Annotated in this window: 25 protein-coding genes; 12 read left to right on the top strand and 13 right to left on the bottom strand. The window is 52.0% G+C overall.

Going from position 1 to position 24,893, the window contains the following annotated elements; translation table 11 throughout:
• The coding region (locus tag E1162_RS02915; RefSeq protein ID WP_155126544.1) for a GNAT family N-acetyltransferase at positions 1–466 on the bottom strand (466 nt) is incomplete at its 3' end.
• A gap of 166 nt (positions 467–632) precedes the next feature.
• Complete coding sequence (locus E1162_RS02920; RefSeq protein ID WP_155126547.1) at positions 633–1,403, bottom strand: nuclear transport factor 2 family protein; 771 nt, start codon at positions 1,401–1,403, stop codon at positions 633–635.
• Positions 1,404–1,581: 178 nt separating this feature from the next.
• Between E1162_RS02920 and E1162_RS02925 the strand changes: the two genes are divergently transcribed.
• Positions 1,582–1,959: a winged helix-turn-helix transcriptional regulator gene (locus tag E1162_RS02925; RefSeq protein WP_155126550.1), complete on the top strand. Its 378-nt coding sequence runs from the start codon at positions 1,582–1,584 to the stop codon at positions 1,957–1,959.
• 161 nt (positions 1,960–2,120) lie between these two features.
• Here the strand turns inward: E1162_RS02925 and E1162_RS02930 are convergent, their stop codons facing one another.
• On the bottom strand, positions 2,121–3,053 hold the full coding sequence (locus tag E1162_RS02930) for a LysR family transcriptional regulator (protein ID WP_257098619.1): 933 nt from the start codon (positions 3,051–3,053) through the stop codon (positions 2,121–2,123).
• 204 nt (positions 3,054–3,257) lie between these two features.
• Between E1162_RS02930 and E1162_RS02935 the strand changes: the two genes are divergently transcribed.
• The 3 genes from E1162_RS02935 to E1162_RS02945 all read left to right on the top strand — a co-directional run bounded on the left by E1162_RS02935 (position 3,258) and on the right by E1162_RS02945 (position 5,326).
• Positions 3,258–4,262 carry a zinc-binding alcohol dehydrogenase family protein gene (locus tag E1162_RS02935; protein ID WP_155126556.1) on the top strand — a complete coding sequence of 335 codons (1,005 nt, stop codon included), beginning with the start codon at positions 3,258–3,260 and terminating at the stop codon, positions 4,260–4,262.
• 67 nt (positions 4,263–4,329) lie between these two features.
• Positions 4,330–4,620, top strand: a complete 291-nt coding sequence (locus E1162_RS02940; protein WP_155126559.1) for a putative quinol monooxygenase — start codon at positions 4,330–4,332, stop codon at positions 4,618–4,620.
• Positions 4,621–4,756: 136 nt separating this feature from the next.
• Complete coding sequence (locus tag E1162_RS02945; RefSeq protein ID WP_155126562.1) at positions 4,757–5,326, top strand: NUDIX domain-containing protein; 570 nt, start codon at positions 4,757–4,759, stop codon at positions 5,324–5,326.
• 145 nt (positions 5,327–5,471) lie between these two features.
• Here E1162_RS02945 and E1162_RS02950 read toward each other — a convergent pair whose 3' ends face one another.
• Positions 5,472–6,590, bottom strand: a complete 1,119-nt coding sequence (locus E1162_RS02950; RefSeq protein WP_155126565.1) for a hypothetical protein — start codon at positions 6,588–6,590, stop codon at positions 5,472–5,474.
• A gap of 7 nt (positions 6,591–6,597) precedes the next feature.
• Positions 6,598–7,203 carry a hypothetical protein gene (locus E1162_RS02955; RefSeq protein ID WP_155126568.1) on the bottom strand — a complete coding sequence of 202 codons (606 nt, stop codon included), beginning with the start codon at positions 7,201–7,203 and terminating at the stop codon, positions 6,598–6,600.
• 479 nt (positions 7,204–7,682) lie between these two features.
• Between E1162_RS02955 and E1162_RS02960 the strand changes: the two genes are divergently transcribed.
• Positions 7,683–9,185 (top strand): NCS1 family transporter, encoded by a 1,503-nt coding sequence (locus E1162_RS02960; protein WP_155126571.1) that lies wholly within the window; start codon positions 7,683–7,685, stop codon positions 9,183–9,185.
• Between the two features lie 160 nt (positions 9,186–9,345).
• On the opposite strand, the gene E1162_RS02965 is transcribed toward E1162_RS02960, so the two are convergent.
• Complete coding sequence (locus tag E1162_RS02965) at positions 9,346–10,773, bottom strand: MATE family efflux transporter (RefSeq protein ID WP_155126574.1); 1,428 nt, start codon at positions 10,771–10,773, stop codon at positions 9,346–9,348.
• A gap of 284 nt (positions 10,774–11,057) precedes the next feature.
• Between E1162_RS02965 and E1162_RS02970 the strand changes: the two genes are divergently transcribed.
• Positions 11,058–12,437, top strand: a complete 1,380-nt coding sequence (locus E1162_RS02970) for a methyl-accepting chemotaxis protein (RefSeq protein WP_371311785.1) — start codon at positions 11,058–11,060, stop codon at positions 12,435–12,437.
• Positions 12,438–12,543: 106 nt separating this feature from the next.
• On the top strand, positions 12,544–13,350 hold the full coding sequence (locus tag E1162_RS02975; protein WP_155126580.1) for an HNH endonuclease: 807 nt from the start codon (positions 12,544–12,546) through the stop codon (positions 13,348–13,350).
• Positions 13,351–13,401: 51 nt separating this feature from the next.
• On the opposite strand, the gene E1162_RS02980 is transcribed toward E1162_RS02975, so the two are convergent.
• A complete protein-coding gene (locus tag E1162_RS02980) occupies positions 13,402–13,953 on the bottom strand; it encodes a cytochrome b (RefSeq protein WP_155126583.1) in 552 nt (183 codons plus the stop codon).
• A 136-nt stretch (positions 13,954–14,089) separates the two neighbouring features.
• On the opposite strand from E1162_RS02980, the gene E1162_RS02985 reads away from it, so the two are divergent.
• Positions 14,090–15,028 carry a LysR family transcriptional regulator gene (locus tag E1162_RS02985; protein WP_155126586.1) on the top strand — a complete coding sequence of 313 codons (939 nt, stop codon included), beginning with the start codon at positions 14,090–14,092 and terminating at the stop codon, positions 15,026–15,028.
• Between the two features lie 292 nt (positions 15,029–15,320).
• On the opposite strand, the gene E1162_RS02990 is transcribed toward E1162_RS02985, so the two are convergent.
• The gene (locus tag E1162_RS02990; RefSeq protein ID WP_155126589.1) at positions 15,321–15,578 is read right to left on the bottom strand and encodes a hypothetical protein; all 258 of its coding nucleotides are present in this window, start codon (positions 15,576–15,578) and stop codon (positions 15,321–15,323) included.
• 197 nt (positions 15,579–15,775) lie between these two features.
• A complete protein-coding gene (locus E1162_RS02995) occupies positions 15,776–15,961 on the bottom strand; it encodes a hypothetical protein (RefSeq protein ID WP_155126592.1) in 186 nt (61 codons plus the stop codon).
• A 429-nt stretch (positions 15,962–16,390) separates the two neighbouring features.
• On the opposite strand from E1162_RS02995, the gene E1162_RS03000 reads away from it, so the two are divergent.
• Positions 16,391–17,515: an alpha/beta hydrolase fold domain-containing protein gene (locus E1162_RS03000; RefSeq protein WP_257098620.1), complete on the top strand. Its 1,125-nt coding sequence runs from the start codon at positions 16,391–16,393 to the stop codon at positions 17,513–17,515.
• A 60-nt stretch (positions 17,516–17,575) separates the two neighbouring features.
• On the opposite strand, the gene nrdG is transcribed toward E1162_RS03000, so the two are convergent.
• From nrdG to E1162_RS03015, 3 genes are all read right to left on the bottom strand, one after another.
• Positions 17,576–18,070 (bottom strand): anaerobic ribonucleoside-triphosphate reductase-activating protein, encoded by a 495-nt coding sequence (nrdG, locus tag E1162_RS03005; RefSeq protein WP_155126598.1) that lies wholly within the window; start codon positions 18,068–18,070, stop codon positions 17,576–17,578.
• 28 nt (positions 18,071–18,098) lie between these two features.
• Entirely contained in the window at positions 18,099–20,216 is a 2,118-nt protein-coding gene (nrdD, locus tag E1162_RS03010; protein WP_371311786.1) for an anaerobic ribonucleoside-triphosphate reductase, read from the bottom strand.
• A 509-nt stretch (positions 20,217–20,725) separates the two neighbouring features.
• Positions 20,726–21,631 carry a DMT family transporter gene (locus tag E1162_RS03015; RefSeq protein WP_155126601.1) on the bottom strand — a complete coding sequence of 302 codons (906 nt, stop codon included), beginning with the start codon at positions 21,629–21,631 and terminating at the stop codon, positions 20,726–20,728.
• 85 nt (positions 21,632–21,716) lie between these two features.
• Between E1162_RS03015 and E1162_RS03020 the strand changes: the two genes are divergently transcribed.
• Complete coding sequence (locus E1162_RS03020) at positions 21,717–21,968, top strand: protein kinase family protein (RefSeq protein WP_155126604.1); 252 nt, start codon at positions 21,717–21,719, stop codon at positions 21,966–21,968.
• A 473-nt stretch (positions 21,969–22,441) separates the two neighbouring features.
• Here the strand turns inward: E1162_RS03020 and E1162_RS03025 are convergent, their stop codons facing one another.
• Complete coding sequence (locus E1162_RS03025; RefSeq protein ID WP_155126607.1) at positions 22,442–22,723, bottom strand: TraK family protein; 282 nt, start codon at positions 22,721–22,723, stop codon at positions 22,442–22,444.
• A 523-nt stretch (positions 22,724–23,246) separates the two neighbouring features.
• On the opposite strand from E1162_RS03025, the gene E1162_RS03030 reads away from it, so the two are divergent.
• Both E1162_RS03030 and E1162_RS03035 read left to right on the top strand, forming a co-directional pair.
• A complete protein-coding gene (locus E1162_RS03030; protein WP_155126609.1) occupies positions 23,247–23,600 on the top strand; it encodes a hypothetical protein in 354 nt (117 codons plus the stop codon).
• Positions 23,601–23,603: 3 nt separating this feature from the next.
• A complete protein-coding gene (locus E1162_RS03035; protein ID WP_155126612.1) occupies positions 23,604–24,836 on the top strand; it encodes an HlyD family secretion protein in 1,233 nt (410 codons plus the stop codon).
• Positions 24,837–24,893 lie beyond the last annotated feature (57 nt).

Below are 24,893 nucleotides of genomic sequence, written 5' to 3' on the forward strand. Positions count from 1 at the left end.
ACACCGCGTTATTAAACCGTTGCCGGGTTACTGTTCCCCAGTACGCATCTTCGTAGGTATCTTCTTGATAGGCGCTGTTGGTGTAGTCGCCAATGGTTGCCCGCCAGAAGGCAATGGCGCGATCTGCCCCTTCAATCTGCTTCACTTCCCAATCGCCCTTGTACTGGTCAAACAGCCATGTAGCGAAGGCTCTGCCGGTTCCGCCTCTCCTGAAAATCGGTAGAACGTAAAAATCACAGACTTCAAAGGTGCTAGAGGGACCGCAGCGAATGGCGGATAACCCAGCAGGAGCACCCTCCACATAAAGAAGATAGCCTTTGTAATCGCCGCCAAGCTCAACGTCTTTGGCAAAGAGGCCGTCGGCATCCGGCTTCTTTTTGGTGAGCGGCGAAAACTCCGCCTCATAGGCCTGAAGAAGGTTGTCGTAGACTTGCATGTCCTTTGCGGTCACTTCGACTATTTTCATGGGGCTGCTTACCTTCTTGTTTTCTTCGCAGGATAAGTTGCTTGGCACCTAATCCTATTTGAAATGCCTATTAAGCTTAATAGCTTGGTTCTAATGGGATTTATGAGGATAGACGCGGTTAGCGAGCCGCTTAACACATTTCGCTAACCGCAGTGTGTAGGGTTTCTTAAAATTTTCCGTTGCTGTGCGCCATCTCAGTGGGGATCGGCGATACCACATCCCAGTGTTCCACGATTTTACCGTCCTCTACGCGCCAGAGGTCAAAAAACGCCCATGGGTTTCCGCCCATAATTGCGTCAGATGCAACGAAGACAAAGTTGCCTTCTGCTACCGCAAGCTTAGGCTCAAACTTGGTGATGACTTGGCCTTGAGCGGCATATGCCTCAATAGCAGCCTGTAGGCCAGCTAGGCCGTCGCCAATTGATGGGTTGTGCTGCATATAGATGGCTGGGTCCATGTAGTTCGTTACATTTTGCGCGGCCGCACCGCCCAAAACATCACGAACAAACCCCAAGACGAGCGCTTTGTTTTCTTCAGTGCGATCACGATCTGTTATCTCGGTTGGGCCGTCGGTCATACCTCTGCCCGACACAGTTACTTCCGGCACCGGCTGAAGGTTGTCCCAGTGCTCAACCACCTTGCCGTCTTGCACTCTAAAAACATCGAAGGCGGCAAGGGTCGGTGCGCCAAATGCGTGGGCGTTTTCGAACGTGCTGTGCAGCACAACCATGTCGCCTTCTGCAATGACCCTGTGCGTAGTCGCTGTCATGCCGGATTGTTCCACAAGGGGTATTAGCTTGGTTAGTCCGGCAACGCCTGTTTCTATCTGCGGGTTGTGCTGAATGTAATCATCGCTCACCAGCTGGCTGGCAGCTTGTGGGTCGTGATCAGAAAATGCTGCCATAAACAAAGCCACGACGAGTTCTTTCGGTGTCATAACGAATCCTCCTTAGTATCGCTTTGCAACATGGTATGGAAAAGCAACTACATTGCAATTAGGTACCTTGAAGAGACCTAGTATGCTGGAGGATACTGGCTTGCTTTACAAAGGCTTGTTATGGCTGGAAACTGCTAGTATTATGCGACTAGGTATCAACTCAATACTGGTGTGAATTATGCTTCCAATTGGTGTGGCGAGTAAGGCTGAAGCCTCGAACTGTTGCATTCGATCCGTGCTTTCCAACGTCACGGGAAAGTGGCGCATGATCATTATTCTGGCGCTTGAGGATGAGCCGAAGCGATTTGGCGATATCAAACGCTGCATTGGTGATGTGACACAGAGTGTGTTGACGGAGAACCTGCGTGGCCTTCAACGAGACGGATATCTTACGCGCACAGTCGATCCGGGGCCACCGATTGCGGTTTCTTATGGGCTTACGCCCCTTGGGCAAGAGTTGTTGGAGATGCTAAAGCCGCTCGTCTACTGGTCTCATGAACAAATGGATCAAGTAAAAGCTGCCCGTTTAAGCTACGAGCGGGAGCAGGCGAAGTAACTTAGTTTAAAAGGTTAACGGGCTTCTCCATGGTGGCTCTTCTGAGCCACCAAAGGCATTTTTTGCTTTAGCCTGCTGACGTCACTTTCTGCTGCAACTGGATGGAAATGTAGAACCTTTTGAGCGACGATGGCTTCTCCACCCTTTCAAGAGGCGTTTGGTTAGCTGGCAAGTTTAACGGGCTGCTGGCGGTTATGCTTGAAGGTGATGTACTCGCGCGTTTCTACGCTGTCTTCAATGCACGCCAACAAAAAGTCTACAAAGCGCTGCGCATAGGGGTGCGTGCTGTCGGCCCGCTGGTAGCTCACCACCGATGTGTTTGGCAGCTTTGGCAAGTCAGCATCCGGCACTGGCATGTCCTTATGAATTGCGGATATTGGAAGGATGCTGATGCCAAGACCGGCCCGAATGGCAGACTGCACCGCCTGTACAGAGTTGGCGTCAATGGAGACCTTCCATGGTCTTGCAGCTTTTGTTAGTGCCTCAAAAGCAACCTGACGATAACTGCAAGGCGGATGCATCAGCACAAGATCTACCGATGCGTTCTCCTTTTGAAGCGCTTCACCATTACCGGTCCAAACCAGCGGCTCTTCCCAGAGTACTTGTCCGTTTTCTCCATCTGGCCCGCAAAATACTATGTCCAGCTCGCCGCGCTCTAGCGCTTCCAGCATTGGGGTTCCGGTGCCCAATATAAGGCTTAGGTCGCAATTTGGGTGGGCTCTTCGAAAGCGGGCGAGCAGTGTGTGAAGATGCTCCGGCACGAGATACTCGGCAAAGCCAACCCGCAGCAGCGTTGCTTCTTCCGGCGCTGTTACTGCCAATACAGCTTCATCAGCCAGTTCCAGAATGCGCCTCGCGTAGCTTACAAATGTCTCACCTGCAGGAGTAAGTACGATAGTCCTGCTGGTACGCTCTAACAGCTTGGCATTTAAGCGTTCTTCCAGCTTGGCAATCTGCAGGCTGATAGCCGACTGTGTGCGGTTGATGCGCTTGGCAGCAGCAGAAAAGCTCCCCTCCTCCACAATAGCAACGAGGGAGCGCAGACTGATGAGATCGGTCTCCAACTTGAACTGAGAACTATTTGCTTTGCTCATAGTTTCCATTTCAATTACTCGTTTTACTAATTGATCGGCTTTCCTCATAAATACTCATAGATCACGAAAGATCAATAAGAGATTGAAATAGACAGTTTGGTCTGACCCGCCCTTTACCCTAGCCAGCAATGTGACGCCCGCGTCCACATTCGGCTGCTAAGGTGGCGACGTAAAGTTCAGAACCGATTGGATCGAGGAAAGATCATGAGAGCAATTGGCTACGATAAGAACGGCCCTATCACTGCCCCTAATTCCCTTTTTGAGTTTGAGGCTCCAACGCCGGAGCTTGGCCCCCATGACCTGTTGGTAGAGGTTCGCGGTGTGTCGCTTAATCCGGTTGATGTGAAGGTGCGTGAGCTTTTTCCGGTTGAATCGGGTGCCCGCATTCTTGGTTATGATGCTGCCGGTGTGGTGCGCCGGACCGGCAGTGCTGTCACCAAGTTCAAGGTGGGTGATGAAGTCTTTTACGCTGGCGATATTGGCCGTCAGGGTAGCAATGCAGAGTTTCAGGCCGTTGATGAGCGTATCACTGGAAAGAAGCCTAAGTCTCTCGATTTTGTTGAGGCTGCAGGTATCCCGCTCACCTCAATTACCGCCTGGGAAATTCTCTTTGACTCTTTCGCTTTCAAAGAAGGTGATGGCGAAGGTGAGGCATTGCTTATTATTGGCGGTGCTGGTGGTGTTGGCTCCATGCTCACCCAGCTTGCCAAGAAGCTGACCAATCTCACTGTAATTGCTACAGCTTCTCGCGACGAAACCGTAGACTGGGTTAAGAAGATGGGCGCCGATCACGTGATCAACCATCGCCAGCCACTGGGTGAGCAGCTTGAAAAACTGGGCATTCAGCCAAGCTATGTTGCAGCGCTCACCGGTACGGAGCAGCATCTGCCTGCAATCATCGACCTCATCAAGCCGCGCGGCCATATCGCGGTGATCGATGACCCAAAGGTGTTTGACATCAACCCGGCAAAATCAAAAGCGCTCACTATCAGCTGGGAGTTCATGTTCACCCGCTCCATGTACCAGACCGATGATATTGAAAAGCAGCATGACCTACTGAACCGTGTTTCTGAGATGTTGGATAACGGCACGCTCGTCTCCACGGTTACCGGCAATCTGGGCAAGCTCTCCGTTGAAACGCTCAAGCATGCTCATGAGTTGCAGGAAAGCGGCGGCGTAATCGGTAAAAACGTGCTCGCCGGTTTCTAGACCTCAGCCACCTGCCAACAAGCATAGTAGCGCCTGTCTATAACGGCGCTCATAAAGGGAGAGGCCCATGGCCAAGCTAACCATCGTCGCCAATATTGTAGCCAAAGCGGACAAGATCGACCTCGTCAGATCTGAACTCATGAAGTTGATTGATGTGACCCGCACCGAAGAAGGTTGCCTGCAATATGATCTGCATCAGGATAACGAAAACCCTGCCCACTTCATGTTCTATGAAAACTGGGCCAGTCGTGAACTGTGGCAGGTGCACATGGGCAACCAGCACTTGAAGGATTATCTGGCCGCTACAGATGGAGCCGTTGATAGTTTTATCGTCAATGAAATGTCCATTATCGGTTGATCTTTCGGTTGTAATCCACTTTGATTTAACCCTCTAAGCAGGGCGCAGTTCCATAAAGGGGCCGCGCCCTGCTAGTTTTATGGCCTAGCAAAAACTGCCAGTCGGCCGTGGTGCGGGGACGAGAGGAAAGTGGAGTATGCCAAGAATAGCCGAGCGTAAAACCGTCTATGAGGGAAAAGGCCTGCTTGAGCAGTTGACGGTAGAGCGCGTGCATGAGGATGGGCGCAAGCATACCAGCACCGAGATGCTCTGGACATATGGCGACTCCATTGCCGTACTGCCCTATGACCCGCTGGCAAAAACGGTTCTGCTGGTTCGGCAGGTGCGCAGTGCGCCGCTAGTGCGCGAGAACACGCTTATTCTGGAAGCCTGTGCGGGCAAGATCGAGGTAGAGGATAAGGATATCTTCACCGCTGCCAAGCGCGAGGCAGAAGAGGAACTGGGCATTACCCCCACGGAGTTGCAACACGTCGGCACCGTTTACATGAACCCTGTGCGCCTTGCCGAGCACGCCAACCTGTTTCTGGCCCAGTACACCGCCGGAGAGCAGCAGCTTGATAGCCGCGATCAGGATGAAGACGAGGATATCGAGGTGGTTGAGATGCCCGTCTCCGAGTTGATCAACCAGTACCGCTCAATGAAAATCCGCTGCCCACGCCTGATGATGCTCACCCAAGCCCTGCTCATCAAACTCTCCGCTGTTTGATAGAGGCGCGCCTCCCCGCGCCTTGCCTGAAGTACCAATCTTGGCAGTTGCCAAAGTGTTATAGGGGAGCTGGAGCGATTGGTGGCTCAAGTAACCAAACCAGATTTGCCATCGGTAGGCGGGCTAGTCTGTTCTTGACCCTCAACTAAAACCCACTCTCCACTTTGCAGCTAATTTCCGCCTTTTGCGGGAATGGAGGTTTGGGCTCACCTTTAAAACTGGGAAGAACTGAAGCATCAATTGAATTGGGCATGCCCAGTGCGCGTAGCCGTATCAGTACATCTTTGTCCGCATGCACAAGCCCTTCAGCCGCTATTTCTTTCCAAAATAGATCAGGCAAAGCGTGCGCCTTAGCGATCCTGCAAATGTTCTCCAATGCCGTCAGGTAGGCATAGCTACGACGGCTTGGTGCACGGCGGCCAATGTCGAGGGAAAACTGTTTGTTTGAAACGAGGATTGAGTAAATCGTCGGTAGGCTCTTCGGTCCGATCTTGTGAAGGCCTGAAAAGATGTAGGAGCCAGCCCGTACAAATTTAACATCCAAGGCGAGTTCGCTAAGATATGGTTCTAGCCTCAGCTGATACTCTCTTGGGAAGCTTGATAGCGCTAGACCAAAGCCTTTCAACTCTTTGCGCGGATAACCCTTGCCATCTGCGACCGCGTTTTTATGTCCAATTATCAAGTGCTTGAAAGCTACATCGCGCTGTTGTGTCGAAAGTGGTCCAAAGACATTCAGAAGTTGATCGGGTCTATAATCTACAAGAATACCCGGCGTGCTAAAGGCGGTAAGCAACAGCATCAGTGCTTCGGGTGATTTGTCCTGCCCATTCTCGATCACATGATGGATATAAAGCCGCACCTCATCGCGTAGTGGTCCAGCTACCGGACCGTTCTGGATTTTATTGATGAGAATTTTGATGTCACTCGGCGGTAACTTTAGTCGCTCAAAGATATCTCCCTCATGAATATCAAATAGCTCGGAGAGCTTTCGTTCTTCGTTGATGGTGGTTTGCCATCTGAGTAGCTCTATGTTGTTGGTACGGGGTTCTTTGATGTTCAACACTTCGGTTCTAACTGGCAAAAGAGGTGCAAATGGAGGAAAGGCAGTCACTTGTGTGTGCCGCAGTAATTCCCGCCCCTTGCGATCCTGCACCTCGAAAACCTGAAGCTGTGATCCAGTTAGGGAACTGTCGAAGGGATTAAGATTGTGGTGCGTTTTTTGTGTGCCCATGCGACGAGTATAGATGAGCAGATCAGGCTCCAAAGGCCCTTCATCGACAAAAAGGCATTGGGATGTCTTGAAAATTTCCCGCGTAAGGGTCTGAAACAGCGCCCAAGCGCACAATGTTTGAAGGGCAGTCGCTCTTGGCTTTGCTAGTGAGGCTAAAGCTTCTCCCTATCAAGCCCCTTTTCAAATCGTCGTAGCTGTCTATTCGGCTATAGGAAACGCGCTCCGCCTTACCTGAAAGCAGCAAGCGTACACAAAGTTGATCGCAGTTTTCTGGGGTATCGCCTGCTTCTAGAAAGGCAATCTGCCCATACTTTTGTGTTCCGTCGAAACGATAAAAATCACCTCTTGTTAGTTCCTTGCCAGAAGCCAGCGCATAAACATATCCCGAAAGGCCAAAGCCAACAGACACACCGGTGGCTAGCGCCAAACGGACAAGCAACTGATGCTGTTGTTTGAAGCGTGAAAGGTTCAAGGGCAGAAGCCCAATGAGCAGCGCTATAAGCCAGATCAGACCAAACGCGGGAAAGTAAAGCAATACGATGCCAACCGGCGTAAGAACGAGGAATATCGCAAGCCAGGGGGAAAGATAGGGCCCTAAAAGCGGCAGGAGGGACCAAAAGAAAATATGGGCATTCGTTTTATTCATTCAAATAATTGGCGATCTAATCAAGAAATGTTCGAAATTGGTGTTAGCCGATAAATGGAGGATTTGAGAAAACTATGTTACCGAGTGCTTTCTGTTTTAGCGGATGTTAGAACTCTCCCCTTTAAGTCTCCCAGAATCATCATTACCCGCCAATAGCTTAACCTACGCTACGTAAGCTTCAAAGTGCACTCGTTCTCCCTCATCCTTTGGGGGGATGCCGTGGCGCGTGGCCTCAAGTTTTCATGCATAATTATAAATACGCACTTGCATTGATTAGGGTTAAGCTCTAGAGCACAGGCTTTAGCAGAACAATTTAACGGGACCTGAAAAATGGCCCATGCATACAGGTAGTGGAGTTACTGGCAAGGGTCAGTGCTGCGCTTTTTGCTGCAACAATGCGCGCGATTTACTTGCGCGTTGCTAGGCCCGTTATTTCCAAAATCTGCCCAAGACATTGCGAATACTATTAGGATCTGAAAATGGCGAATACCCAAGTTCTGGATACGGCTTCGCGCGCCCAGTCGCGCCTGATGGAGCAGTCCATCCTCCCTGTTTGGCTTAACCAGCGTGCAATTGGTAACTGGGGTTACATCGGCCTTTGGATCTCCATGGCGGTTATCATCGCCACCTTCCAGCTCGGTGCTGGCGGTGTAAGCGGCCTGCCCTTGAGCGTTGTGCTTCTCACCATCATCGCTGCTAACCTGCTTCTCGGCGTTGTTATGGCCATGACAGCAGATATCGGCACAGAGCACGGCATTTCTTTCGCCGTTTACCTGCGTGCGCCGTTCGGCACCGTAGGCACACACCTTCCATCCATCACCCGCGGTATCGTCGCAGCGGCTTGGTTCGGCATTCAGACATACCTTGGCGCACTGGCGCTTAACGGTATCTTCGCCTACCTCACCGGCTTTGATAACTGGATTGCATGGTACACCGGCTTTGCGGTGGTACAGGTAATCAACTCCGCTATGGGCATGCGCGCGGTAGAGCGCCTTGCAAAGATCGCGGCGCCGGCAATCATGGCGATCTCTGTGTGGATGTACTTCACCCTCGATAACATCGCGACCGCAAGCGGCAACGATATCTGGACCTTTGTGGGTAACGAACACATCACCGTTGTAGCGCTGCTGGTCGCCAACATGGCTTTCTGGTCCTCTCTGGCGGTAGACATTCCAAACATCACCCGCTTTTTGAAAGTGGAAAGCGGCACCAAGAGCTTCTTCAAGCGTAACCGCAACATCTTCGTAGCCCAGTTCATCGCGCTGCCAGCAGTGCAGGCATGGATCGCCCTCATCGGTGCGATCTCCTTCATCGCAACGGGCGACTGGAACCCGATCACCGTTATTCAGGGCGAAGGCACCGGCCTTACTCTGGTTATCCTGCTGGTAATGATCGTGCTGGCGCAGTGGTCCACTAACACCTCTGCAAACCTCATCCCTGCGGCGCTGAACTTCATCAACGCTGGTGCGCCTTATGTGAACTACCCAATGGGTCTGGCAATCGCTGCGGTGGTGGGTACGCTGACCATGCCTTGGCTGATCCTCGACCACCTGTTCACCTACCTTGCCTTCTACGGCGGCTCTCTTGCAGCGCTCGGCGGTATCATGATCTGCGATTACTTCGTGATCCGTAAGCGCCGCCTGAACGTGCCGGACCTCTACCGCGAAGAAGGTCAGTTCAACTACTGGGGCGGCTGTAACCCTGCAGGTCTGATTGCTTGGATCGTAGGTTCTGTGCTGGGTATCATCTACCTCGACATGTCCTACCTCGTCGCCTTCCCGGTTGGCTTTGCGCTCTACTACGTGCTGATGAAGTTCTGGGTGCTGAAAGTATGCAAGCAGGAAGAAGTCGAAAACCCTTGCGATGAAACCTTCCTTGCGACCAGCGTAGACCGCAACTGGGTTTACCTTGAAGGCCGCGGCATGGTGCAGATGGAAACCCGCCATATTCCAGAGCACGCACTGTCCCGCGAAGACCTCTAAGGCAAAACGAAAGAAGGGCCTGCGAGGCGAAGTGCAAAGCACCGCAGGCACCGGACAAAACATAAGATCCTAAGAATAAAAGAAAACCCCGCAGCGCTCTCAGGCTCTGCGGGGTTTTTCGTTTCTCAGTCTGTTGTGGCTGGCAGGCTGGAGCTCGCCGTTAAGCTGGCTCCGGTACCACTGTATCCAGCAGTGCAGGCTCTGCCTGAGGCTCTTCCTCCCCAGCTGTTCTGTTGCGCTTGAACACAACAGCAAGGCGTAGCAGCATAAGAATAGCTGCAAGGGTAAGGCCTACAACAATGCCAACCCAAAAGCCGCTAGCGCCCATTGCAGGAACAAGCAGGTTGGTAAGGCCGAGGATGTAGCCAAGCGGCAGGGCAACAACCCAGTAAGACACAAACGCGATAACCATCGGTACGCGGGTATCTTTATAGCCGCGTAGGGCGCCGTTGGCTGAAGTCTGCACCGCGTCGGAGATCTGGTAGACAGCCGCAAATACAAGCAGCACGCTGGCGCTTGCAATAACATCAGCGTTGTTGGTGTAGATGCCGATGATCGCTTCCGGGAACAGCAGAATACAGCTTGCCGAGATGCTGGAGAAAGCCACGGTCAGCAGTAGGCCGCTGAGAGAGCGCAGGCGCGCTGCATCCTTATCGCCCTGTCCCAGAATGTGGCCAACACGAATGGTGATACCAAATGCAAGGCTCATCGGCACCATGTACACCATGGCGGAGAAGTTAAGCGCCACCTGATGGGCTGCAATGTTGTTTGCGCCCAACTTACCGATAAGCAGAGCGATAAGCGCAAAGATGCTGCCACAGATGAAGATGTTTACGCCAATAGGCACGCCCAGCTTGAGAATATCCCAGATACGGGCAAAAGACGGCATCATTTCGCGCAGGTTCAAAATACCGCGATACTCTTTGTGGTGCACAATGTAACCCAGCAGCGTGGACGCCATGAGCCAGTACACAAAGCTGGTTGCCCAGCCACAGCCAACAGCACCCAGCTGCGGGAAGCCGAACTTGCCGTAAATCAGAATGTAGTTGAGCGGAATATTGGCAACCAGACCCATAAGCGCAACGATCATCGGCGCGCGGGTGTTGCCCATACCCTCACAGAAGCTGATGAGGCAGTAGAAGATAGCGATACCTGGAACACCGAAGGCCAGTGCGGTCATGTAGTCGCTTGCAATTGGTACGATTTCCGGTGCCACTTCCATGTAGGTAAGCAGTGGCTGGCTGGCGATAATGTAGGCCACCAGCAGTACGGAGCACATAAGCGCGATCCAGAGGGTCTGTCCAAGATCATGCGCGATCTGGTCAAGGCGCCCTGCCCCCACATGATGGGAGGTAATAGGGGTGAGCGCCATAATGGTTCCGCGCATCAGGAGGCTGACGGGAACCCAAAGACTTGCGCCAACAGCGATGGCTGCAAGGTCAACCGCGCTGGCCTGTCCGGCCATGCTGGTATCGACGAAGGCCATGGACTGGGTCGCGATCTGCGTGATGATGATAGGCAGAGACAGCGTAAGCAGCGCGCCGATTTCGCTAAGAAAGCGGGCGAATGAAAACCTTGTATTTGTCATAGAGAAAACTGACACCCATACGAACTGCCACAGTGAATGCGGGATGGCGGAATTGACAGCTGTGGGGTGCGCTCCTTTGCGAGCGGGCGCAAATTACAAAGTTCCTAAGCGAAACTAAATAGGTTTAAATGCTTAGTTGCTAACGTAGCGGATATCTAAGTAGCCCGTTGGTGAGCGATGCAACCTTAAAACTATTAAAAATATCAGGTGATTAGGAACTTAAACGAATAGAAATACAACGCTAGACTGCGGAAGCTGCCCATTCCTTCAGGATGGAGAGAGCCGTGAGCTTTATTAAACTATTCTCGCCCGCTGAGAGCCAAGTCGAGCCTCTTGATAAAGAGGCATGGGTTGAGAGCGCCCGCGTTGTAGACGTTATAAAAGCGATTAGCGAACACAAGGACGTTGAGCTCACCGGTCTGCCCTCTTCTCTTCAGGACGTGCTGACGCTGCTGATTGCACAATCCAAGCAGTTTGACAGGCAAACGCTGTCTCGCACGGTAGACCTTTCCATGCATGCCAGCCAGACAATCGCGGCCGTTGCCAATATCGCGGACTACGTGGTGCGCAATGAAAAAAACACAGATCGTATGTCTGCAACAATCGATCAGATGTGCCAGTCGATTGACGAAATATCCCAGTTTTCTGAAATGGCAGAGGACGTTACCACCGCTTCCAATGAGCAATTGCAGCAAGGTGAACACGCGGCGCAAGCGGTGTATCAGGCCAACAACGATACCGCCCGCTCCTTTGAGGCGATGAACGCGGCCGTGCGTGAACTGACAGAAGCAGCCGAGCAGATCAACACCTTTGCTGGTACCATTGATGGCATCGCCAACCAGACTAATCTGCTTGCGCTCAACGCGACCATTGAGGCGGCTCGCGCTGGTGAAGCTGGTAGAGGGTTTGGTGTTGTTGCTTCCGAGGTCAAGGCGCTTTCTGCCCAGACACAGCAGGCGACAGAAGATATTCGCAGCCGCATCAAGCGCCTGTTTAGTCACCTTGAAGAAATGAGTGATGCCGTTCACATCGCCGAAGACCATGTGGGGCAGAGCATTGAACGGTCTGCCGCCGCTGAAACTATCCTGCGTGAAGCGAAGTCTGACTCAGAGCGCTCGCTGGAGCAGATCAAGGCTATTGCCTACCAGATGGCTGAACAGCAAAAAGCCTCGGTGCATATCGTTGAGGGTCTTCATTCTATTGCGGAGGCATCCCACAGCGTATCGAAACTGGCACGCGGCGTTATTGATCTTGTTTCTTCGTCCGAGCCGGTCATTACCGAGCAGCTTAACGAAATGTCCGAGCGCGAGGTTTCCGGCTACATTCTATATCGTGCTAAGGCCGACCACATTCTATGGAAGAAACGCCTTGCTGAAATGCTTGTAGACTACAAGTCGCTAGAGGATCATGAACTGGCCGATCATCACGGTTGCCGTCTTGGCCGCTGGTACGACGGCGTTTCTGATCTCGGCTTGAAGGACAATGAAGCCTTCAAGGCACTGCTTCCGGTTCATAAGCTCATGCATGAGAGGGCAAAAGAGACCGTAGAGCATCACCGCAACGGCGAGGTGGATGAAGCCCACCGCGCCTTTGCTGAAATGCAGGTCCACTCGGAAGAGATCATCAAGTATCTTGATGTTTTAATCCAAAAGACGCCCCACTAAGTTGGTGCCTTCTTCTAAACTGTGAAAACTAGACCCTTCGCCGTGTGTTCTCGTTGTTAAATGCAACCTAAAGAGGAAAATGCCTCCTTAATAAAAGGGGGCAAATATGACATTCACAGTAATCACAGAGAACGATGAATCTCAGTGGAATGATGTTACCGGAGAGGCCTATCATTTCCCGAAACGTTACCTAGATTTTTTGAAACCCGGCACAAAAGTAATTTATTACAAGGGTAAGTTGAAGAATAAGGTTTTTAAAAAAGAACGTCTAACAAACGAGCCGCATTATTTTGGGGTAGCTACAATTGGGGCAGTAAATGAAGAGTTCGGCTCGGCTGGACGAAAATTCATTGCTGAAATCAGGAACTTTGAGCGTTTTCTCGATCCGGTTCCTATTAAAATAGATGGCCAGTACATGGAGAGCATTCCTGAGCGGAAAAAATCAAATTATTGGCGCGATGGCGTTCGACCAATATCGGAAGAAGTATATATCCAAATTGTGACTTCAGCCGGTCTATACAATTATTCCTCCAAGGAAGTTGAGACCAGTAGCTATGGTTTTGGGGAGGAAACCACTAGCCCCATTTACCGAGAAGGTGAGGAAAAGACGCGCACAACGACGGTGTACGAGAGAGATCGGCGCCTTCGCGCTGCCGCAATCAGACATCATGGAGTAAACTGCGCTGCATGTGGTTTCAACTTTGGTGACTTTTATGGCAAATATGCCGAGGGGTACATTCAGGTTCACCATATCAATCCCCTGTCCCACCTAGATGGGCCGGTGGATGTTGACCCAAAAACCGATCTGGTACCTCTCTGTGCCAATTGCCACGCAGTTGTTCATTACAAGCCTCAGCAAGTTTTATCAGTAACTGATATTAAGGCCCTCATTGCTGTGCACGGAAAACGTTAGAGGCACTGGTTGCTTCTTTAAAAAGAGCCAAGTGCCTTTTTATCCAATGGCTCATTCCGCAGCGATTGGCTCTGCCACTTTGCGTTTACCGAACCACATGCGGCTGAAAAGGCGGTCCTTGAGCACAAACTGGTGGTAAGCCCAGCCCAGTACGTGCAGCACGATCATTGCTAGGAGCAAGCTGCCGATAACACCGTGGGCGATGCGAGCCGGATAAATGGTGAGGTCAGCAGGCAGCGTACCAACACCGCCAAAGGCGATTGCAAACAGGTCTGCGCTTAGCGCCAGTCCGATACCGCTGGCAACCATGGCAAGCATAAGAAAATAGATGCCCCAGTGTGCCGCTTGTCCGGCAAGGTTCAGTGTTTTGTTTCCGGTATCTGCCTTCGGTGGTTTGCGTGTCGTGAAGCGCGTTACCAACCGCACGAGAATGAGAGCTCCAACGGCCGCACCAAACACCATGTGGCCTGCCATCATGCCTGGCTTATCGGGGTTGCTATTGGAAATCTCCGCAAGCATCGGGCCGCCCACGACAAGGGCCATGAAAATCATAATTGCTACAATCCAGTGCAGCGCGACAAGAAGCGGGTGGTAACGGGTCATCTCGGTTGCTCTCCGGTGCGGCCGGCGGTCTTCCGGCTTAAAGGGTGTCGCCGGCGAATCCAGCGGTGTGATCTGAGGCTAGAATACGTTACTAGGTGACAACGAGAATGTGCCAATATACAACATGGTGTTACGTATGTGTAACGCGAAGGGGCTTGTGGTGCGCTCTATCGATTTGGAATTAATGCCGTACTTTCTGGCTGTTGCCCGCGGTGGAAGCCTTCGCAGCGGTGCTGGCCTTCTCAATGCGAACTACGGCACCGTAAACCGCAATGTTCAGGCCTTGGAGGCAAGTTACGGCGTTCCTCTTTTCAATCGTAGTTCCAGAGGTTTCACGCTTACCGAGGCAGGTGAAGCGCTTTTGCCTTACGCGTTGGAGATCGAGGAAAAGGCAGAGTCTGCCCGCAAACGGGTGATCGGACTGGATAAGAGCGAAGCTGGCCTTGTTCGTTTTTCGCTTCCACCAATCCTTGCCTACACGATCATGCCGCCGATACTGGCGCGGTTTCACCTCGCCTACCCGCAAATCGAGGTGGAGATGCGCATCACCTCCACGGTTGAGGACATCAACCGCGATACGACGGACGTTTCCTTGCGCGGGGCCATGGAGATTACCGAAAACGTTATTGCCCGCCGTTTGTTTGCAATGGCTATCGGGCTTTACGCTAGCAAGACCTACCTTGAGGGGGTTCTTGCCACTGCCGAACCAAGCGGGGAAGGTGTCACGACCCTTGGCTGGCCGGAACCGTCTAAGGAAAGTCGCTTCCTGCTAGAGCGCCCCTTCCCGCACGCCCGCCAATCGTTCATGGTGGGTGATGGGTTCATGCGCTTACAGTTGGTGCGAGAAGGCTTGGGCATCGCCTATCTGCCCGTTGTGTTCTCCAAGGTGTTTCCAGATCTTAAGCCAGTGCCTAACGCCAAGCAGTTTCTAGGCCATTCCCTGTGGCTTGTACTGCATAGTGACATGAGAAAAACCGTTCGCATCCGCCGCTTTGTGGACTTTATGGCGGCAGAACTGATGGCTTTGAAAAAAGATATGCAGGGCGACTTCTACGGCGCCGCAACAGAAGACTAACTTATGTCTGGGGCGAGTTTGGGTATTGGTGTTGTTGAACTGGACACCGGATCAGGTCCGGTGTGACGGTGGGGAACAAGCTTAAAAGGCAAGCCTGGTGTGACGGCAACGGGTGTCATCCCGCGCGAAGCCGCACGTAGAAGCGGGAACCAGCGAGACTGAAAGGACCTAAGTGCCAGCAGGGTTCCGAACATTGGGCTCTTCACTCGCTCTTTCTCGTCATCCCGCACATAGATGCGGGATCCAGATCCCACGCTCCGTGACTCGTTTGCGAATTGAACGCAGCCTACCCCTACAAACCCTCGGAGTTTACAAAAGCGACGCCTTTGCTTGTCAGGTGTAGCTCGTTCGGGGCGGGGTTGAAGTCGACCATCACAGGCGTGATCGCATAGCTCACTAGCTTCTTTTTATAGAGCGCGGCGATGTTGATCTTAATTTTCTTGGAAACGGCCCCTTGCGTTATATCGGCAAGGTTTGTTGGCGCAGGATAGTTCCTGCCCATTACGCCTAGGATACGGTGTTGTTCTTCTTCATCAAGGAGATGGGGCATAGTCGCTGCGGCTTTGTGATGGGGTTTGAAAAGGAAAGCCACGCCGTTTATGGGGCACACAAACGATTGTGGTGCCACACTCTAGAGCGTTTTGGACGGAACGAAAACGCCGTAACGCTCTAGATGATTGTTGTGCGCACATTCTTTGTGATGTGCGCCCTCTTTTTGTAAAAGCTGCCGCGAAACGGGCGCTGGAATTAAGCGACCTTGCGGTGCTTTTCGTCTCTGATCACGCCTTTGGCGCGGGCCATCTCAATCACGACAGGGCATGCCTCATCGCTTTCGACGGTGGTTTTCATCTGCGAGCGAGTCTGGGTCACAAAGTCCAGATACTCTTCCTTTTTCGCATTCTGCTGGGCTACCGCTTGGCCGCGCGTGCTCAACAAAACACTAAACAGACTGTGCGTTTTGTTTGACCTTGCCATTATGGTTTGCAACTCCCAGTTATTTTAGTAAAATTTTATCTAACTAAGTTAACACTATGTTTTTTGGTGGTTTTTGCAAGTGCTTTTTGCATATTGGGAATAGGCATTAGGTCGTGTTGCGCAAGGCATTACACGCAAATGGCGGTGAACTGCGGCGCTGAGAAACGCCAAACGCAATCAGGCGCAGCGGTTATTCCCGCATTGTATCCATAAGTTGTACGGACAAGTCCTGCTTATCCACATACCAAAAAGAAGATATTTCTGGCCATTGCGTTGACCCTCACCTGCCGCATTTGCAGCATAAACTCCTGCCCGTCCAGCACGTGGCAGCGTCCTTGCTCTGGGATGCGCCGGTGGAACAAAACCAATAAGATCTGGAGTTTATCAATGGTTTCCCTTTCAAGTCGTGTGGCGAGCACTTCTGCTGCAGTTGTGTTGTTCTGCTCGACCGTTTTTGCGCAGGAGGCTCCTCGTTCGGCGGATGACTACTTTTTCGTTCCGCCAACAGTTTCGGGCGAGGCGCAAAAGGCAATTGGCCAGTTCAGCCGTTCCGCACGCAATGCTTTGGTTGCCCCTGAACCGACCGATCTGGCGGGTTGGAAGGCGCTCAATGAAGCGATGGAACAGCAAACCAACAACAAGCCGCTGTATGCGCAGTACAATCCGTTTATCGAGAAGATTAAGCTGGGCGGTGTGAGCGCGCTGGATGTGCGCCCGCGTCATTGGAAGGAAAACGGCAAAGTCGTGCTTTATCTGCATGGCGGCGCCTACACAACAGGCTCTGCCAATACCTCTTTGGTTGGCGCTGTACCGCTGGCCGACAAAAGCGGGCTGCGAGTGATCGTGGTGGATTACACCCTCGCCCCCAAGGCGCGCTGGCCGCAGATCACAGATGAAGTGATTAACGCCTACCAAGCGGTGCTGGATATGGGCTACGCCCCAGAAGATATTGCGTTTTATGGCGATTCCGCTGGTGGCGGTCTGCTAGGCGGTGCTTTGCTTAAGGCGCGTGACGCTGGCATGCCAATGCCGGCAGGTGCTGTGTTCTGGTCTCCGTGGTCCGATATTTCTGAGACGGGCGATAGCTACCACACTCTCAAAGACGCAGAGCCGACCTACACCTATGCGAACGTGCTGGGCAAATCAGCTGCCGCATATGCTGATCCTGTCGATCATGTGAAGCCGTATGTCTCTCCGGTTTATGGTGACTTCACCAAGGGCTTCCCGAAGAGCTTTATTCAGGTAGGCACCAAGGAGCTGTTCCTTTCCAACGCCGTCCGTCTCTATCAGGCGATGGATATTGCAGGCGTTCCGGTGGTGATTGATGTTTACGAGGGTATGCCGCACGTCTTCCAGCTCACCATGCCAGATACGCCGGAGTCCCAGCGGGCTATCGAGAAGTCTGCACTGTTCTTGAAAGACGCTCTGGGCCTTGAAAGACACGCGACCCCGAAAGCCGCCGCCGCGGTTGCACCGGAACCGCAAGCCAAATCAGAACCTCCAAAGAAGTAAAACAAAAAAGCCGGAGGTTCAGCGCCTCCGGCTTTTTCTTATTTGAATGAATATAAGTGCTTACGCTGCTTGCTGCATGCGGGCGAAGATGTCCTTCAGCTCCAGAATGCGCTGGTTGGAGCTGCCGCGCCAGACCAGCTTTGCGTCGTGCAGTTCCTGTACGAACTTGCCGTCTACCAGCACGTCTACATAGGCCAGAACGTCCAGCTGCTGCGAGCTCATTTCTTCCAGCGTATAGCCAGACCATAGCCAGATGTCTTTGGTTGGCGCTTCTGCCTTTGCACGGCGAACCAGACGGCCCACCGCTTCAATGTTGGAAGGGAAAAGGGGATCGCCGCCAGAAAGGGACAGACCGCGACGACGAATTTTCGTGTCGCACAGATCAGCAATGATCTGATCTTCCATTTCCTGCGTGAACGGGTGACCGCTTGTCGGTTTCCATGTCGTGGCGTTGTAGCAGCCACGGCATTTGTGCTCGCACCCGGAAACAAACAAGGTGGCGCGGGTCCCCGGTCCATTGACAACATCAATAGGAATGTAGCGGTGGTAGTTCATACCTTGATCCCCTTTGAAAGCTACCGCATCACATATGCTTGACGCGGCGCTTTACTTCTTCCTGCTTACCGAAGTTGAAAGGACGAGCGTCCGGATTGCCCAGATACCCGCAAACGCGGCGGATAACAGACACGCGGCCCGGGTTACGGTTGCCACAGCTTGGGCACTCAAAGCCTTTGCTGGTGCAGGTAAACTCGCCGGTGTAGCCACAGTCGTAGCACTCGTCGATTGGTGTGTTGGTGCCGTAGTAAGGCACGCGGTCGTAGGAGTAATCCCAAACGTCTTCAAGCGCTTCCACGTTGTACTGCATGTTCGGGAATTCGCCGTAGCAAATGAAACCGCCCGATGCCAGTTCAGGGTATGGCTGCTCGAAATCGATCTTGTGGTACGGGGTCACCTTCTTTTCCACGTCAAGGTGGAAGGAGTTGGTGTAGTAGCCCTTGTCAGTCACACCATCGACAACACCGTAGGACTTTGCATCCAGCGCGCAGAAGCGCGAGCACAGGTTTTCAGATGGCGTGGAGTAGAGGGAGAAGCCGTAGCCGGTCTCTTCTTTCCAAGCTGCCACTGCATCCTTCAAACGCTTGACGATTGCCACAGCCTTTGCCTGCAGTTCTTCGCTGTCATAGACGTGCTGGTTGCCATATAGCGCGTTGATGGTTTCGTGAATGCCGATATAGCCCAGAGAAATAGACGCGCGGCCATCTTTGAAGATATGCGCAACGTTGTCGTCTGCTTTCAGGCGAACGCCGCAAGCGCCTTCCATGTAAAGGATAGGGGCAACGCGGGCCTTCACGTTCTGCAGGCGCTCGATGCGGGTGTCCAGCGCACGGCGGGACAGCTCAAGACGCTCGTCCAGAAGCTCGAAGAACTTTGCTTCATCACAGCCAGCATCCAGCGCGATACGCGGCAGATTGAGGGAAACAACGCCGAGGTTGTTACGGCCTTCGTGGATGAACTCGCCCTCTTCCTGATAAGCGTTCAGGAACGAACGGCAGCCCATAGGTGCCTTGAAGGAGCCGGTAACCTCTACAACGCGGTCATAGTTCAGGATGTCCGGGTACATGCGCTTGGATGCACATTCCAGAGCCATCTGCTTGATGTCGTAGTTCGGGTCGCCCTCTTTGTGGTTGAGGTCTTTTTTGATGGAGAACACCAGCTTAGGGAAGATGGCGGTCTTCTTGTTAATGCCAAGGCCAGCCATGCGGTTCAACAGAATGGACTTCTGAATGAGGCGGGCTTCCCAAGTGGTACCAAGACCAAAACCGAAGGTCACAAACGGGGTCTGGCCGTTTGCGGTGTGCAGGGTGTTTACTTCGTATTCCAGAGACTGGAACGCGTCGTAGCATTCTTTTTCAGTACGGTCGCGGGCAAACGCTTCAGGGTCTTTGATCTCCCACTTCTGCGCCACTGCCAGATGCTTCTGGTAGCTTGAGGTCACATAAGGGGCCAGAACCTCGTCAATGCGGTTGATGGTGGTGCCGCCATAAATGTGGCTTGCGACCTGCGCAATGATCTGAGCGGTAACTGCAGTTGCGGTGGAGATGGATTTCGGGGTGCCGATCTCCGCATTGCCCATCTTGAAGCCCTTGGTGAGCATTCCTTCAAGGTCAATGAGCATGCAGTTGAACATCGGGAAGAACGGCGCGTAGTCAAGATCGTGATAGTGGATCTCGCCGCGTTCGTGAGACTGCGCGATGTCGCGTGGCAGAATGTACTGGGTTGCGTAGTGCTTTGCGACGATACCGGCCAGCAGGTCGCGCTGGGTCGGAATGACCTTGCCGTCCTTGTTGGCGTTCTCGTTCAGAAGTTCAGCGTTGCTCTGGTCGATAAGACCACGGATTTCCGCGTTCAGGCGGCTGCGCTGTTCGCGCACAAGATCACGCTGATGGCGGTATTCAATGTAGGAACGTGCTGCAGGCTTGAACGGGCCGGACATGAGAATGTCTTCTACCGAGTTCTGCAGTTCGTTGATGTCTACCTCGTCCACGTTCGCAAAACGTGCATGGACCTCGTGTGCCACCTGCTCGGCATATACTGCATCTAGTCCGTCGCCTTCATGGGCGGACTTCATAACAGCATCGCGAATTCTGGTCAGGTCAAAGGGTACGCGGCATCCGTCGCGCTTGATGACTACAGGTTTCACCGAAAAAGCTCCAAGAAAATGTTGCGTTGAAATTCGGTGGTCCTTTTGTCCCACATGGGTACGCGTTCACAATATGTAGTAGACCCTAATAACTCCAAATGCCCCACAAGCCCTAGGTTTTGGTGTCATTTTAATAGTGGATTGGGAGTTTTCCCTAATTTCCTCCAATACAAGGTCTTGACGTCGGTTTTGGGTGGGAAACTGATTTGATTTGGGGCTAAAGCCTAGGAAACCCCTAGGGAAATTAAACTTCGAGTTAACACTCTGTAAAGTTTGCTTAGAGGCCCTGTAAAATACTAGATATTGATTTGCTTGGTGGTTCTACCGATTCAATCCTGCGTTTTGCAGTACGTCCTGTCGCACCCACTAAATATAGTGGCGCGTGTTGTGCAGCACAAAAAGAAGCCCGCAAGGCCAAAGACCTGCGGGCGTGTAATTGAATAGCTTAAACTGTATGTGCGCTATCCTGTGCCCTAATGGAAGGCAAAGAGCGCGCACGTTGCTATTTCCTATTTCTGCTCCCGCTTCTTCAGCGCTTCACGGCGCAACATATAGAGGGATGAGGCAACGATGATCACAGCGCCGATAACGGTGTAGCCATCAGGGATCTCACCAAACAGGATGAAGCCGAGAATGGCTGCATAGACGATCTTGGTATACTCGATTGTGCCGATAACACTCGCTTCACCTTTTCGCAGCGCCTTGATGCCAACCCATTGGCCAGCGGTTGCGATGATGCCCATGCCAAGCAGCAGCATCAGGCCGTAAAGGTCTGGCGTTTGCCAAAGCCAGAAGAGCGGGATGCCGGAAAGCAGCGCTGTAAAGCTGGCTTGGTAGACCAGCATAGTGGCGGTTGTTTCTGTTTTGGTGAGTTTGCGAACGCAGATAACGGCGACACCTGCTCCTAGCGCTCCCAGTATTGGGATAAGAGTGGCCATATCAAAAAGCCCGTCGGTTCCCGGCCGCATGGCGATAATCACGCCAATAAAGCCGAAGAGGATGGCGGTTAGTCTGTGTTTGCCAACCTGCTCTCCAAGAAAGACCATCGCAAACAAAGCCACGAAGAAGACCTGCGAGAACCCAAGCGTTGTTGCTGCCGTTAGCGGGAGAACTGCAACGGCCCATATACCGCAGGAAAGAGCAGTGAACGCCCCAAGCATACGCAAGGCATGGGTGATTGGGCGCTTTGTCTTTAGGCTTTGCGGAAAGCTGCGGGAAATGGCCGGAAGCGTGGAGGCAAGCACCACCAATTGCCGGAAAAACAGGATCTGCAATACGTGATACTCGCTCACCGCTAGTTTGGCGAGTGCAGCGGTTACCGCAAAAAGCGCGGTGGCAAGGAGCGCCCACAAGACGCCCTGAATGTTCTCCGGCACATACTTACCGGTTTCCCCTATTGGAACGGGCGCAGACATTGGCTATACCTTGAAAATGTTATATTGGTAACTTGGTACCAAGTTACCGGAAAATGTAAAGACACTTTTGTCGTGAGGATTTGGAATGGCAAAAAAGAAGGTTGAGCGCGTACAAACTGGCGTTCGTATCGAGAAGCGTATTTTGCAGGTACTCAAAGCTATTGCTGCCAAGCACGACATGACACTGGGCGATCTGCTGGAAGGCATTCTGCTGCATAACTTTGAAGGCAAATCACTGTTTGAAGAAGATAGCCTGAAATTCATCCGCCAGATGTGTGATGCCTATGGGCTGGATCTGACCGCAGCAGACTCTCACAAGCTGACAGAAGACGAGTGAGCCAAAAGTGGGCCGTGGCCTTGGGGTGCGCGCGGGCCTGCGCGCGCAGGTGGCCGATAATTAGATGGGGCGGTTAATGTTATGAAAAGTCTAAGGAATTTGTTTTTGGGTGAGGCGCGGCCGAGCGTTACATGCGCATGGCTTTAGCGGCTGGCTTTTAGTGGTTTTGTCGGCGGCGTAGCCGCAGGCGTTACATGCTTGTAGCACTAGGTTTCATTTCACAGTGTCAGGGTAACAGCTCAGCATGGGAGGGATACATACGCCCCTGCAACCGTTGGTGATGCTGTTCTTGTGGTGAGTAGCTTACGAACTCGCAGCTCCCTCTTATTTGAGGGGAACTATTGCGAGCCGTAGACTGCCTTTCACTTTGCTAACCCCTTCAACGCCGAAGTCGGGCTTAGCAAATTGTGTTGCGTTCAGTTGATGGTTTCGCATGCCCTGCGATGACAACTGAGCTATTAGGCAGTTTTATATTATGTTGTAGTAGTTTGCGGGCGGTTCGTTCCGCGAAGGTTCGCCCGTTTTACGTGTAGGGTGAATGTTTCGTAGCAACACGAAAGCTTGCCCTTAGCTATCAAGTGCTCCCATATAATTTTCATGGAATAGCCAGCCTGTAAGGCCTGCTGTATGTCTTCTTTGTTAGCGTTGAAGGCTACCAGATGCTCGTTTTTAATCTTTTTACGTTTCTGGGTTTCGCTTTGAGCCCACTCGCTAATCTCTGTCAGAAAATCTGAGTTGTCTTCTTCTTTGCCCATCAGGTTAAGCTTTATTTGACGGAGTCTATACTTTTTTATTGTAGGTATTAGCAGCGTATATTCAGGAATCGTTACACAATTTCGTAGTGTTACTATGTTATTAAAATGATATTGTCTACAACTATTATCCTCTATGTAGATGATTATATAAGTATTAGAACTTTTGAAAGAATTGCGGAATATTGAAGATAATTGAGCCCATTTTGATGGGAATTTACTTCCTATTGCTAAAAACTTTCAGCATCACCGAATAGTGGCGTAAATGTGTCGGAAATGCGGCGAAATTATCCGCTTGTTCACGAGTATCTATCCACAGTTGAGTTTATCGCAGGTGGGTAAATTGCTCATTGAGAGAAGTTGGTGAACGTTATCCAACCATCAAAGCGCTAGAACCTGCTATTGCCAAGACGTTAAGCGACCTATGTAAAATCGCGAGGCTATCCTCACCGCAAATTGAGGTTTCTTCCGTAACTTAAAAGCACCACCTAAGTGTAACGCTGGTTACGAGGACCATCAGTTGTCTATGACACCCGTAGAAGCCCACGAAGCGGCGATAAAACATCTTCCCTTTTTTGTTTCAGGGCCGCACCAAACGGACGTTCTGTTTAACGTCACCGTCGGCTTTCTGGTGCTGGCTATTCTACTGGTCGGCGTTTTCTATTTCTCGTTGCATGCCATTCCGGAAAAAATGGCTCACGGCTACGACAGTCGCCAGTTACAGGTGGTCGCGATTTTGTCTTTGATCGCACTGTTTACTCATAACAATTACTTCTGGATTGCCGCGCTATTGTTGGCCGCCATTCGCTTCCCAGACTTTCTTGCGCCGCTCGAGTCCATTGCTCGCTCGCTTAAAAACCTGCGGAAATGGGAGAACTAATAGATGTTCGAGTTTCTGGCTTGCTCGCTTATCACGATTTTCCCAGACTACCTTTATCGCAGGTATGTGCAGGGAAAACGCATCGGTAAAGAGATCAACCTGTTCTCTGTCTGGTATGAGCTGAAATGGGGGATTACTGCCTGTATCATCCTGACGGTTTCGCTCATCACGATGATCTTTTTCTATCACCCCTCCACCAATCTGGTTTCCTCCTACTTCCGCACCATCAGCATTCTGCCAGAAGGTGGCGGCCGCGTTGAAACGGTGGTGGTAGAGAACAACCAGTTCGTCAAAAAGGGGCAGTTGCTGTTCACGCTCAATGATGATGTGCAGCAAGCTCAGGTAGAGACTGCGCAGCGCAAGCTTGAAGAGCTGAATGCGGAAATCGTGCTGGTGCAGGCGCAGATAGCCTCTGCTGAAGGGACCATCGATCAGGCGCAGGCCAACTATGATCAGGCATTGCAAGAAGAAGCCCGTAAAAAAGAGCTACGTTCGCGTAACGCAGATGTTGTAACCGAGCGCGAAATCGAGACTCTCGAAAACCTCTCCCGCTCTCGTCTTGGTACTTTGCAAGCCGCTCAAGCAGAGAAAAATGTCCTCGAAGTGCGGATAAATACCGTTCTTCCTGCTGATAAAGCCAGCGCCGAAGCTCAGCTCGCTCAAGCCGAAGCGGAGCTCGCAAAGAAGTCTGTTTTTGCTGGTGTTGATGGAACGCTGACGCAATTTATCCTACAGCCGGGTGATATCGTGAATCCCCTACTCCGTCCTGCTGGTATCTTGATCCCCAAAGAGTCAGGAATCGAGCGGTTTCAGGCCGGTTTTCAGCAGATTACAGCCAATATCCTGAAGGAAGGCATGATCGGCGAGATCACCTGCGCGTCAAAGCCATTTCAGGTAATCCCGATGGTCATCGTCGGAATTCAAGACACGATTCCAAGTGGTCAGTTCCGCCCGACGGATCAGCTTGTAGACCCTAAGGACCTTGCGCAGCCTGGAACCGTCCTTGCTGTAATGGAGCCGCTCTACAAGGGGCAGGCGCTCGGTATTCCTCCGGGAAGTCGTTGTATCGCAAATGCTTACACAAACAACCACGACAAGATTGTGAGCGAAGATACAGGCTTCTGGGCAGGTGTTTTCTATCACATGGTCGATGCGCTTGCGATCCTCCATGCGCTTATCCTGCGCATGCAAGCGATCTTGCTACCGGTCAATATTCTGGTGCTCTCAGGTCACTAAAGCACCGCGAATATTCAAAACAATAAGCCCCGTAGATGATAGTCTCTGCGGGGATGA

It is taken from the genome of Pseudovibrio flavus, assembly GCF_009711345.1.
GTDB classification, from domain to species: Bacteria; Pseudomonadota; Alphaproteobacteria; order Rhizobiales; family Stappiaceae; genus Pseudovibrio; species Pseudovibrio flavus.